At 37.1% G+C, this 12,814-nt stretch carries 12 protein-coding genes; 6 read left to right on the forward strand and 6 right to left on the reverse strand.

Annotated features, from left to right (window positions below; genetic code table 11):
- Window positions 1-243 precede the first annotated feature (243 nt).
- The 3 genes from EDC17_RS15475 (at window position 244) to EDC17_RS15485 (ending at window position 2,138) form a co-directional block, all read left to right on the forward strand.
- Window positions 244-642, forward strand: coding sequence for a hypothetical protein (locus tag EDC17_RS15475; RefSeq protein WP_132778989.1), 399 nt, complete (start codon window positions 244-246; stop codon window positions 640-642).
- Between the two features lie 270 nt (window positions 643-912).
- On the forward strand, window positions 913-1,587 hold the full coding sequence (locus tag EDC17_RS15480) for a superoxide dismutase (RefSeq protein ID WP_132778991.1): 675 nt from the start codon (window positions 913-915) through the stop codon (window positions 1,585-1,587).
- 287 nt (window positions 1,588-1,874) lie between these two features.
- Window positions 1,875-2,138 (forward strand): DUF4342 domain-containing protein, encoded by a 264-nt coding sequence (locus EDC17_RS15485; RefSeq protein WP_132778993.1) that lies wholly within the window; start codon window positions 1,875-1,877, stop codon window positions 2,136-2,138.
- 93 nt (window positions 2,139-2,231) lie between these two features.
- On the opposite strand, the gene EDC17_RS15490 is transcribed toward EDC17_RS15485, so the two are convergent.
- On the reverse strand, window positions 2,232-3,095 hold the full coding sequence (locus EDC17_RS15490; protein WP_132778995.1) for a DUF808 domain-containing protein: 864 nt from the start codon (window positions 3,093-3,095) through the stop codon (window positions 2,232-2,234).
- Between the two features lie 105 nt (window positions 3,096-3,200).
- Here EDC17_RS15490 and EDC17_RS15495 point away from each other — a divergent pair, with 105 nt between their 5' ends.
- Both EDC17_RS15495 and EDC17_RS15500 read left to right on the forward strand, forming a co-directional pair.
- On the forward strand, window positions 3,201-3,953 hold the full coding sequence (locus tag EDC17_RS15495) for an isocitrate lyase/PEP mutase family protein (protein WP_243646179.1): 753 nt from the start codon (window positions 3,201-3,203) through the stop codon (window positions 3,951-3,953).
- A gap of 292 nt (window positions 3,954-4,245) precedes the next feature.
- The gene (locus EDC17_RS15500) at window positions 4,246-6,792 is read left to right on the forward strand and encodes a DUF5686 and carboxypeptidase-like regulatory domain-containing protein (protein WP_132778996.1); all 2,547 of its coding nucleotides are present in this window, start codon (window positions 4,246-4,248) and stop codon (window positions 6,790-6,792) included.
- 203 nt (window positions 6,793-6,995) lie between these two features.
- Here EDC17_RS15500 and EDC17_RS15505 read toward each other — a convergent pair whose 3' ends face one another.
- The 5 genes from EDC17_RS15505 to EDC17_RS15525 form a co-directional block, all read right to left on the reverse strand.
- Window positions 6,996-7,496 carry a hypothetical protein gene (locus EDC17_RS15505; RefSeq protein ID WP_132778998.1) on the reverse strand — a complete coding sequence of 167 codons (501 nt, stop codon included), beginning with the start codon at window positions 7,494-7,496 and terminating at the stop codon, window positions 6,996-6,998.
- 89 nt (window positions 7,497-7,585) lie between these two features.
- Window positions 7,586-8,716 carry a serine hydrolase domain-containing protein gene (locus tag EDC17_RS15510; RefSeq protein WP_207895784.1) on the reverse strand — a complete coding sequence of 377 codons (1,131 nt, stop codon included), beginning with the start codon at window positions 8,714-8,716 and terminating at the stop codon, window positions 7,586-7,588.
- Between the two features lie 15 nt (window positions 8,717-8,731).
- Window positions 8,732-9,460 carry a DUF3307 domain-containing protein gene (locus tag EDC17_RS15515; RefSeq protein WP_132779000.1) on the reverse strand — a complete coding sequence of 243 codons (729 nt, stop codon included), beginning with the start codon at window positions 9,458-9,460 and terminating at the stop codon, window positions 8,732-8,734.
- A complete protein-coding gene (locus EDC17_RS15520; protein ID WP_132779002.1) occupies window positions 9,454-10,059 on the reverse strand; it encodes a hypothetical protein in 606 nt (201 codons plus the stop codon). Before EDC17_RS15520 ends, EDC17_RS15515 begins: the two co-directional genes overlap by 7 nt.
- Before the next feature lie 133 nt (window positions 10,060-10,192).
- Window positions 10,193-11,149: a bile acid:sodium symporter family protein gene (locus EDC17_RS15525; RefSeq protein WP_132779004.1), complete on the reverse strand. Its 957-nt coding sequence runs from the start codon at window positions 11,147-11,149 to the stop codon at window positions 10,193-10,195.
- Window positions 11,150-11,334: 185 nt separating this feature from the next.
- Between EDC17_RS15525 and EDC17_RS15530 the strand changes: the two genes are divergently transcribed.
- A complete protein-coding gene (locus EDC17_RS15530) occupies window positions 11,335-12,540 on the forward strand; it encodes a pyridoxal phosphate-dependent aminotransferase (protein WP_207895785.1) in 1,206 nt (401 codons plus the stop codon).
- Window positions 12,541-12,814: the final 274 nt, after the last annotated feature.

Raw genomic sequence — 12,814 nt, forward strand, 5'->3', positions numbered from 1 at the left:
GAGAATGAAAGCCTTCGGCGGCTCTAAATAGATATAGGTCCGAAGGGGACCTATATCTATTTAGAGCTCAATGACACAGTTTGCTTTACACTTCCGAATTGTCAGCACAACTTAATTTACCAGCAGTAATTAATCATTCTAGTTTGGATTATAGGACTAGCGGCGCAAAACAACACTTTACATCCATATTACAATCTAATTTATCAAATGCATACGTTTCATTCAATTACCAATTCTAACATTATGAAAACTATATTAATATTAATAATTACTATTCTTACTTTCTCTATTTCTCACGCACAGGAGAATAAATTGATTATATCATCATCGTTACGATTTCAAAACGCTAATACGAAGACTGAAAACCAAGAAAATTCTACTAGCTACTTCCAAGTTACACCTCGAATACTATATAAATTAAATACAAAATTAGGTATTGGTGTATTATATGCTGCCTCACGCAGCAAATCAGAATATTATAATGATGATATAACAAAATTATCAGGACACCAAGTCGGAGGTTTTGTACAGCTAGATTTAATAAACAAATCAAAATACCAAATTTTCTCCGACTTAGATGCTAGTTATATACATTCAAAATCACATAATGATTTTGAAACCCATACTAATAATACTTCCTAAGGTGCTTTAACAAGTTTGAATATAGGTGCACGATACAATTTTTATAAACGATTGGGATTAGAAATACGACTAAATGAGTTAGTATCATATAGATCAATAAAATATGATTCCGACAGTAAATTATCCAGTTTCAACTTATTAAATGATCCATTTCAACAATTATCATACGGATTATCTCTTACTTTTTAATTGTTAAATTTCTGCTATAAAACAACCCAAGTTTGTATTGAATAACAACAAAGCTTATATTTAAAACAAAAAACAATTACGATGAATATACTTAAATCAGCTTTCTTGGCGACTGCAATATTTGCAGCTCAAGCTTCATTTGCTCAATTCAAACAAACTCCTCTACCTTACGCTTATACGGCTTTGGAAGGTGCGATCGACGCACAAACCATGGAGATTCATTACAGCAAACATGCTGCTGCGTATACTTCAAACTTAAATAAAGCCATCGCAGGTACTCCAGCTGAAAAAGAAAGCATTGAGTCAATTTTAGGAAATATCTCCAAACATACTGCAGCAGTACGTAATAATGGTGGCGGACACTACAATCACGAATTGTTTTGGTCTATCTTGACGCCAACAGCAGGTACCAAACCATCAGCTAAGTTAGAAAAAGCTATAAATGATACCTTTGGTTCGTTGGATGGTCTTAAAGAGAAAATCAATGCAGCGGGTGCTTCTCGCTTTGGTTCAGGTTGGTCATGGTTATCTGTAGATAAAGCAGGTAAGTTATTCGTTTCTTCTACGCCAAACCAAGATAATCCATTGATGGATGTAGTTGAAGAAAAAGGCACACCAATATTAGGCGTAGATGTGTGGGAACATGCATATTATTTACGCTATCAAAATAAACGTGCTGATTATTTAACCACAATTTGGAATATCATCAATTGGGATGAAGTTTCCGCTCGATACGAAAAAGCATTAAAAAAATAATATTTAATCGTCATTTCGAACGAAACAAAGTGAAGTGAGAAATCTAAAAAAAGAATCCTTGTTTCACGCAGAATACTATCACGTCATTTCGAACGGACAGAGAAAACTCAAAATTTGAAAACTAATTTTAGATTTCTTGCTCTAGTCGAAATGACGTTTTTAGTTGTACAATTTCACCGAATACCCTCCTACTTTCACCGAATATCCACCCTCAGTTACCTATTCCCTGTCGGTAGACTTTTATCTTCCATATATCTTTGAATATAAATTTTAAACAGAGATACATTATGGCAACTAAAAGAATATTTTCAATCAACGGTGGTACTATCAGCAATATGATAAAAGGCTTATTCCACAACATTCACAACTCACGCCTAGTCGCAACTTCTAAGTCCGGAAATAACATCTTTAATCTTCCTCTTTTATTGATGATTGTGATAGCAATAGTTTTTCCTATTACATTGATAGCAGGAGTAATCCTGAGTGTAATCTTCAAAATTAATATCTCCGTAGAAAGAGATATCACCAAAGAGGTAAAATTACTGGACTAAAAAAGATTTCAGCGTATTCAAGGTATAAATAAAAAACTCCTATTGGAACGTCAAATTCCAATAGGAGTTTTTGTATGAATAGGTCGAACCAATTTATTTTTTGCTCGGGATTAATTTTTTGATCCCTGTAATAATTAAAACCACGACAAGTCCCATCCCAAGGCCAATTAAGGTTTCTTTAAGGGTACTGTTCCATGTTGGTAGTATATGGTGGAAGAAATCAATGTTGTGCGCGAAAATCCCACCAGAAACCATCAAAAGCGCAATGGTACCGATTACGGAAAGTGACTTAATAATAACTGGCAGTGATCTAACTAAAAATTTACCTAGCCATGCCGCAAAACCTTCATTGCGGGATTTTTTTATTAATTTGTACCCAGTGTCATCCATACGCACGATTAATGCTACAATACCATACACGCCCACTGTAGCCAAAATAGCGACAACCGACACTGTTAAGATTTGTATAGGAAGTGGGCGATCCAATACAGTTCCTAAGGCAATAATGACAATTTCTACGGAGAGAATGAAATCTGTGGTAACCGCGGACTTAATTTTAGCCTTTTCGACTGCAGCCCCCTCTTCTTTCACTTCTTCGATGACCTCCTCTCCTTTTTTCTCTCGATGAAAAATAAATTCCACAATCTTTTCTACCCCTTCATACGCCAAATACAATCCCCCAATAATCAAGATCACCTTTATGGCCATCGGAAGAAAAACTTGTAATAATATCGCTACGGGGATAATAATGAGCTTATTGATAAATGACCCCTTGGTGATTGCCCACAATACGGGTATTTCTCGCGAAGAAAGAAAACCGGTCGCTTTCTCGGCATTGACAGCCAAATCGTCGCCCAATATGCCAGCTGTTTTTTTGGTAGCAAGCTTACTAGCCACTGCCACATCGTCCATCAAGGCCGCGATGTCATCTAATATTGCAAATATTCCTGAAGCCATAAATATATTTAATTGGCTAAAAATAAAAATTTTATGATAGTTGATATAATATAATCGAAAAAACATTTTACGCTGGAAAATGTTCTTTTAAATAAAACGATATAAATGATGAAATATACTTTGTTTAAAAAATTACATCAGCAGCCCGACCTTCTTGTTTTAGGAAATGTATGGGATGCGCATTCTGCCAAAATAGCTCAGGAGGCAGGCTTCAAGGCCTTAGGCACCTCCAGTCATGCTATTGCTAATGCCATGGGGTACGAAGATGGCGAACAAATTAGCGTAGATGAAATCCTATTTGTTGTCGAACGTATAGTCAAAGCTGTCGATATTCCTGTGTCCGTTGATTTTGAATCTGGTTATTCGGATAAACCGGAAGAAGTCGCTAAAAATGTAAAAAAACTTGTAGGCTTAGGTGTGGTCGGAATTAATTTGGAAGATGGGCAGGTCGAAAATGGGAAACGTGTATTGGGAGATATGAATCTGCACAAACAAAAAATTGAAGCAATCAAAGCCGAAGAAAAAAATATATTCATCAATGCGCGTGTCGACTCATACACTACAAAACATATATCCGCATTAACAGAGTCTATCACGCGCACCAAAGCATATGCTAAAGCAGGGGCTGAAGGGATATTTGTACCATTAATCGAAAGTGAAGAAGATATTAAAGCCTTCTTGGATGCCACTTCATTACCACTCAATGTTTTTCTAACACCCAACCTTCCTTCTGTACAGCAGCTTAATAAATTAGGTGTCAAAAGATTGAGCCACGGTGCCAAAATGTATGAATGGCTCATCAAGCAAAATACGAAAGCCTTTGAGGACTTCATCAAAAAACCGCAATTACCAAAGTAATAATTTATAATTCCAAAGTTCCCATTCTTCAATCCGGTCGAGTGGGAATTATTTTTTATCGCGGTTGACTTCAGTAAGCCATTTAAAAACCAAAAATCTCCTAATCTCCCAACTCCTATTTTTCATTTTTGAATAATGTTTTGTAATACAAAAGTCTGTATTTTTCAACTTTTATCACACAAAAGTCAAAGTAGTTTCCGAGACTTTATAATCTATTAAATATGTGCTTTTTTTGTAGCAAAATTTTTGAATTTATAATTTAAAAAGTCAAAAATTTAGCGAATTAATTAACATGATACAAAATATATTCAGGGGGTTACTTCTTTCATTGTCTTTGTTGCTAAGTATGTCTGCCATCGCGCAGTCCATTCAGTTGCAAGGAAAAGTTGTTGATAAAAGTACAAAAGAACCAATAGAGTTTGCAACAATTGCTATTGTGGGTAGCAGCAAGGCAACAAAAACGGATGAACAAGGGAATTTTGAATTTACTGTTCCAGCTATAAGTCTTCCTGTTCGTGTGAGTTATGTAGGATACGAATCCATTCAGTTGGATCTTACACAAAATAAATCCTTTTGGAACATCGAACTTTCGGCAGAGAATGAAATTGAAGCTGTAGTCATTAAAAGACCCAAATTAAAGTATTCCAACAAGAATAATCCTGCTGTAGAGCTAATCCGTCAAGTGATCGCGCATCGCGATCAGAATAGATTAGTGGGGCAAGAGTATGTTGAATTTGAGCAATACGAAAAAATAACCTTGGGTTTGAGTAATCTTTCCTCTAAGTTCGTAGGAAGAAAAGCTTTTAAGAACTATCAATTCCTATTTCAGAAAGAATCAGATAGCACTTCAACTTACGCACTTCCGGCCTTTATGGAGGAAAAAGTTTCCAAAGTTTATTTTAAAAATAATCCTCAAAAAACAAAACAGTTTACCCTCGCTCACCAAAAGGCAGAATTTGATCCAAAATTTGTTGACAATGAGGGCTTGGCTACTTATTTCAACAAGTTGTACGACAAGGTGGATATTTATGACAACAATATCACTTTATTGACGAATCAGTTTTTGAGTCCTATTGCAGACAGCGCGCCTACTTTCTATCGATTTTACATCACGGATACGATTAAGACCAGTTCGCCCCAGCTGATAGAATTAAGCTTCTTCCCTAGGAATAAGAGTGACTTTTTATTTCAAGGAAAACTCTATGTTACCCTGGATGGGCAATATGCTGTACAAGGAGCTAAAATGAAAGTCAGTGACGAGATAAACCTCAATTTCGTCCGCGACCTTAATATAGAACTGACGTTTGAAAAAGATAATATCAACAAGTATTTCCTCAGTCGCAGTGCGCTCGGGATAGATTTTGCCCTGACTGGAAAAGGTACCGGCGTACAGGGCAATCGCGTCGTCTATTACAAAGATTATGTCAATGGCTTAGCCAAACCAGATTCTTTATATGAGGGTCCTGAGATTGTGAATCAGGTGAAGACGCATAAGGCAGCAGATGATAGGCAATATTGGGCTGGCCTTCGCCAAGCGCCGCTGACCAACCAAGAGCTATCTATTTATCAGAATATTGATTCGCTACAGGAGATGCCATCATTCAGAAGGTTTATGGATGTGGCGGCATTGCTATTATCCGGTTACAAACAAGCTGGACCTATAGAAATTGGACCTGTCAACACATTTTATAGTTACAATCCGATCGAAGGATTGAGATTACGTATTGGTGGCCGTACTACCGAACAGTTTAGCACGCGGTTCTTTTCCGAAGGCTATGCTGCATATGGTTTTGAAGATCAAAAATGGAAATATTTCATCAGCGGAACTTATTCACTAAACAATAAATCTGTGTATAAATTTCCGCAACATTATATCCGAGCTTCGTATCAGCATGATACTAAAATACCTGGTCAAAATTTAGAATTCATTCAAGAGGACAATATACTCTTATCATTCAAACGTGGTGAAAATAAAAGCTATTTGTATAATGACATTTACAAACTGGAATATAAAGCTGAGTTTCAAAACAATTTCTCCATCAATGCAGGATTGACGAAGTGGAAACAAAATCCGGCCGGAATTATCAAATATCAAATTATTCCTGAAATCGGTGATCCCACACTCATCCATGCATTGAATACAACTGAAGCAAGCATAGGATTCCGTTGGGCGCCCAAAGAGCAATTCTATCAAGGAAAATTGTACAGGACTCCTATTTACAATAAATATCCAATCCTGACCTTTAATTATACTGCCGGTATCAAGGGCTTCCTGGATGGAGAATATAACTACCATAACTTTACCGCGGGAATATTCAAGAGGACCTATCTTTCGCAATTTGGATATGCGGATTTTAATGTGGATGGAACATACATAGCAGGATCAAACATACCTTATCCCCTGTTGACCCTGCATAGAGCCAATCAGACATACGCATACCAGCTACAATCGTACAATTTGATGAATTTCATGGAATTCATATCGGACCATCACGCGTCGGTGAATGTGCAATATTATATGAATGGATTTGTACTCAATAAACTGCCGCTGATCAAGAAACTGCAACTACGTGAGGTGTTTAGTTTCAAAGGCGTGTACGGAGGGCTACGCGACAGCAACAATCCTTCATACAACAGGGATTTGTTTGCATGGCAAAGAAATTCAGATGATGAAATTTCGTCGTTTACATTCGGAAATAAACCGTACATGGAAGCCAGTGTAGGTCTAGCTAATATCTTTAAGGTATTGCGTGTAGACTATGTCAAACGGTTAAATTATAACGACCATCCGGGCGTATCCGATTGGGGTATTCGGGCGAGAATCAAAGTGGATTTTTAATTTTATGTTTTAATATCGAAATGGTCTATTTAATTACTCCTGATGGAATGCGAAGCGAGATCTTCGCATTTTTTATTGTATAAAAATAGTAAAGCAACCTGCAAATAAATCACAGATTGCTTCCATTTAATTTCCCCAATGATGGTAGATTGATGGTATTTTAATCCATTTGGTCACTGTTAGAGCTTTGACCAAAGTTTTGGCTAACGCGCCAAAAGCGTCAATTCTTGATCATTGTACATTTTTGCACCTTTCAAATATTTAAAAATAATATCTTTAGTTCTCTCATCGGACATTTTATGGAGATTATTTACTAAGAAATTTTTATCCTCCTCAATATTTTGTTTATATCCTAAAAAATCGGGTATATAGTATTGAATACAAAGTCTTATAAAGCGTAATTCCGTGTTATTTGGTTCAGCTTTGATTTGTGTTTCCAACATCTTCTTACCGCCTTTGAAATAGTTCATTTTCTTGAATGGATTGGAAGTATGCTTTGCCATAAACATATGAAAAGCCGCTTCATAACCCTTCTCTAAGGGCGATTTAGCATGATTTTGCAAATGGCTCAGATACTTTTTACACAAGGCCTCATCCTGTACGCCTTTATTAAAATCCTTCCTGACCTCATGCAAATTTAATTGCTGTGCTAAACTATCAAAAACTATAAAAACAAAAATAAACGTGCTAAAAAGCTTAACCATATCATCAACTTAAATTTAATCTAACGCAATATAATTTACAAAAAACAAGCCAATTTTTTCAGGGATATATTTAAATTCTGTTTTCAACTTTATTTTACCAACTCGTTATAAAGCAGGTTTATGATTTCAGAAGTCAGTGCGATATTACCATCCTTGCTTGTCGGCACGCAGCCATTTGTGATTACGACAAACCCATATTTTTCTTTAGGATTAAAAAACATAGAACTGTATAACCCGTAAGCTGAACCAGTATGTCCTACCAAATGTTGGCCCTCAATCAATTTATTTGTTTCTAATAGAGCTAAGCCATATCCTTCTTTTTCAGACACCTTTTTTTGCATCGTCTTAGAAGCTTTTTTGCCTAAAATCTTCACCTTACCCAATTTTCCATAATTCATATGCATCATCATATATTGGGCAAGATCGGATGCAGATATTTTCAATCCTCCCGTGGGCGAAAAGATAGGCGTGCTCTCTCCCATTACGTAATTGCTGATTTCCTCCCTGCGCGGAAGGTAGGCCAATGGCTGCACCTCAAATGCATCCTCCTTGCTATCATAAGCGTAGAGGGAAGCAAAGCGTGTCTGATCCAAGGAATCCACACAATGGCCTGCTTGCAGTCCCAAAGGATTAAGGATTTGCTGGCGTATATAGGTGTCAAACCTCACGTTTGTAAGACGTTCGAGCACTGCGCCTGCCATATTGAAATTTAGGTTACAATATTGGTAGTCCGTGCCTGGCTCGTAGCTGTTATAACTCTTTTGCCAATTTGGATTTTTAGCAGGATTAATCACATCCAATTCAAAATAACCATTTACATCATTGATACTGGAGGTATGAGACAGCACCATCCGCAAAGTGATTTTTTTGTCTGGAAAGTTAGGATTGCGGATTGGGAAACCAACTAAATCTCCAAAATCATCATCCAACGATATTTTCCCTTTTTCTACGAGCTGCATGATTGCCGTAGAAGTGAATGATTTGGAGATCGACGCAATTCTAAAGAGGTGGCGATCTACATCGAGCGGCGTGTTATTTTCGATCGAACTTTTCCCTAAGGCATCTTTCATAATGACTTTTCCATCTTTCACGACGACATACGCGACACCTACAGCTTTATACTGATCGGCAATAGCTTGCACTTGATTTTTGATATCTTGACCAAAGAGCATGGATTTGCTTAAAATAAGGGTTAGACAACAAGTTAGAATTCTTTTCATTTTTATATAAGTAATTTAGGTGTATTTTAATGCTAAACGAAGGCCATAGCCAATCACTATCGCAATGGTAAAACTGGCTAAAGTTCCTACCAATATATATTCTGTAAATTTTGTATCCTTAGCATTGGTCAAATCGCCAAAGCGGAATATGGATTTTGCGGCGAGCAAAAAGCCTATTCCCGACAGAAAACCAACTTGTATAAACAAGACTATAATCAATCGCTCCATAATGCCGATGATCAAGCCCGCATCCAACAGACTCTCTTGACGTTTATCTTTAAATACATTTTCTTTATCCCATTTGCTGAAAAATAGTCGTAGAAAAATAGGACTTACGACCATGACCAATAGCAGTGCAATGCAATAAAGCATATTTCGGGTGCTGAATAAGAGTTCATGCTCCAACACAGGCATACCATAATTATATAGGACTAACGCCACGAGCACGCTTAGGTGGAGCAATTGGTCCACACAAAAGAAAAGCAGGGGCTTGGACGGGTATTTTGCTTCCAGCCAGATCTTCAGGCTATCAATAGCAAGATGGGATATCCCGATAAAAGCAATCATTAGCCCATAATTCGCCAAATCCGGTATAAAAAATACTACCAATACGAGTATGTGTATCAGCACATGCAGCAGCAGATAGCCTACATGCTCTTTGCGCTTGGTTACCATCGTTTTGGTCTGTAGGACAAAGTCACCTATAATATGCGCTAATACGAATTTTAAGAATATAATTAACATTGTCTAAGGAGTTGTTGGGTACAATATTCTATTGCGATTCTAATTTTTTGCCAACTCGCATTTCCCAATTCCGTGCTTATCTGGCTTTGGTATTTTTTATTTAGCAGATGAGCGATTTCCTGTTGGTTAGCTTCTGGATTTTTGATGATGGTAGATATCGTCTGTGCCATATTGAATGTCCAACGATTAGCTAATTCTGTAGCCAGTTGCAAGATAATATTGGTCTGTTCGTTCCACTCCGTCCAGGGTGATTGGACATGAATATAATTCTTGTCCAAGCGGTCAAATGCTTCTCCAGAATTGATTAAAGCCTCACCCATCGAATTTTTGATATGGGTATCCCAATATGTAATCTCTCCTATTCCCAAGCCAATACGCACATCCAGCGGTTCGATGCAGCGCATACTCGCCTTGATAAAAAAGATAGCCTCTATGCATTTTTCGAGCGGAATGGCAACCTGAAAACTGTCGCCTCTGAAAATATCATAATTGTCCGTATAATATTGAAGAGCATCATCCAGATGCGGCAACCATTTTTGTGTTTCGACGCGTCTCGAACCTACTATGTCACCCGTCAATATGGCGTACATCTTTTTCATTATTTATCTCTTGGTTGTATTTGTTACTAAATATAATGATAAACATCCTTATCATCAAATTTAATGATATTTATTAATATCACAAATAATAGTGATAATCTATATTATCACAAAATAAAGTGATACAAAAAAATTACTCGCGTTTTCCGTAGCGCTGTGCGATAAAAGTGATAACAAAAATCTGAAAAGCATGATAAATCATAAGTGGCAAAAAATAAATGCCTGTATAGGGATTATTCAAAAAAATAAACTTTCCAAAAACACTTCCATGGGTCAAGGACTTTTTAGAGCCACAAAATAAAGCGGTAATCGTATCTTCAATAGAAAACCTAAACACAAACTTGCACAAAAGGTATAGTAGTGCATAGACCAGCGTAAAAAATAAGGCCACCGCAGCAAACAGTTCGATTACGTAGGCATTACTTAAGGTTGCAAATACACCGCTTTGGAAAGAATGTGCAAAACTGCTGTACACAATAAGCAGTATTATACTCTTATCAAAGTTGGATAACATTTTACTATTTTTGGTTGCCCATCCACCCCAAAATCGCTGTAATAATAATCCTGCCAATACCGGAAGAATAATCTCCACCATTAACCCTGCATAGACATCCAGCAGGACATTCTCTGTCGTAAAATCTAAAAATAAGCTCATCCATAAGGGCGTAATTGCGACCCCTATCAGTCCCGAAATACTGGCGTTAAAAATGGCAGCAGGCACATTGCCCTTGGCTAAAGACACCATCACTACAGAAGAAGAAACGGTAGAAGGTAATGCAGCCAAAAAAAAGAAACCCATCCATGTATGCTCCGTAAGAAGCACTCCTATAAAAGGTCTAAATAAAAGCACGATAAGCGGAAACAGCAAAAATGTAGATAATTGCACCACCAAGTGCAACTTCCAGTTTCTAAGTCCAGTCTTTATCTGAGCGAAACTCAATTTAAGACCATAAAAAAAGAAAATCAACGATACACCTACCGAAGTAAGTACATCCAAGAAGGCACCATCTCTATAAATAGCCAACTGCGGAAAAAAATAGGCTACAGCAATACTTATCAGCAAGTAAACAATAAAAAAATCAAATTTCATAGCATTCAAATATAAGGTATAATCCCATAGCGTGAACATCTGTACGATAAAGATAGCTAATCCTACATCAATCTATAGCCAAACACAAAGCATTATGATAAATAAAATTTCATCTACAAAAACTTTAGAAGTTATTAACAAAACAAGCTACAAAATGTATTTTATATAATTATATTTGTATCGTTATGAGCACACCATCATATTTATCAGATAGAATCAATAGCCTTTCAGAATCGGCAACATTGAAGATGACCAAATTAGGTCGCGAACTAGCAGCTAAAGGAATTAACGTCATCAGTCTAAGCGTAGGCGAACCAGATTTCAATACGCCAGATCATGTTAAAGAAGCCGCAAAAAAAGCATTGGACGATAATTTCACCAGATATTCGCCGGTACCGGGATACCCTGAGTTGCGTCAAGCCATCGTAAATAAGCTAAAAAATGAAAATGGCTTGGATTACGATATTTCGCAAATCGTAGTATCTACAGGTGCTAAACAATCTTTATCGAATGTAATCCTTACACTAATCAACCCAGGTGAAGAGGTGATAATCCCGACTCCGTATTGGGTATCATACTCGGAGATGGTGACTTTGGCGGAAGGTAAGTCGGTATTTATTGACACGACTATTGAAAGTGATTTCAAAATCACTCCTGAACAATTAGAAGCAGCGATCACGCCTAAATCTAAAATATTCATGTTCTCTTCACCTTGCAACCCGACAGGTTCGGTATACAGTAAGGATGAATTAGCAGCATTGGTAAAGGTTTTTGAAAAACATCCAAATATATTCATCATATCCGATGAGATCTACGAACATATTAATTTTGTAGGCAAACACGAATCTATTGCTCAATTTGAAAGCATCAAAGACCGCGTAATCATTGTGAACGGCTTTTCCAAAGCATTCGCTATGACGGGATGGAGATTAGGCTATATTGCCGCAAATAGAGAAATAGCTGCCGCTAACGACAAAATGCAAGGACAAACGACTTCCGGAACGTGTTCGATTGCACAGCGTGCAGGAATAACAGCGTACGAACAAGGTTTGGATTCCGTATATGCCATGAAAGAAGCGTTCGAGCGTCGTCGTCAATTGGTATATGACTTATTAAATGATATCCCTGGCGTGAAAACCAACTTACCAGAAGGAGCTTTCTATTTCTTCCCAGAAATCAGCTCGTTTTTTGGTAAAAAAGATCCTGAAGGCAATGTAATTAAAGACTCTTCGGACTTGGCATTATACTTATTGAACCACGGCCATATTGCTACTGTGGGAGGAGACTCTTTCGGTAACAACAACTATATCCGCTTATCATACGCCGCTTCGGACGAGAACTTGAAAGAAGCATTAAGAAGAATGAAAGAAGCTTTGGCTAATTTGGTATAAGAAAATAGAGAATCAAAAAGAAAAGAGGCCGTATCAAAACATCAAAAGTTAGATACGGCTTTTTATTTGTTAATCGTCAGCTTCTTTCCTGAGTATTTCCTGAATTTGATATAATTTCCTTTTTTCCTGTTTTGTGCGGTTAATTTCCAAAAGTAGCTTAAAGCGGTTGTAAAGGCCAATTTTTGATGTGTTTTGGGTGTCCCGCGGTTATATTGTCATCTATTTCATACATTTGAGACAATATGTTCGTTCGATGCAAACGTAATAAAAGCGG

The organism is Sphingobacterium alimentarium (assembly GCF_004342685.1).
In the GTDB taxonomy this organism is placed as follows: Bacteria; Bacteroidota; Bacteroidia; order Sphingobacteriales; family Sphingobacteriaceae; genus Sphingobacterium; species Sphingobacterium alimentarium.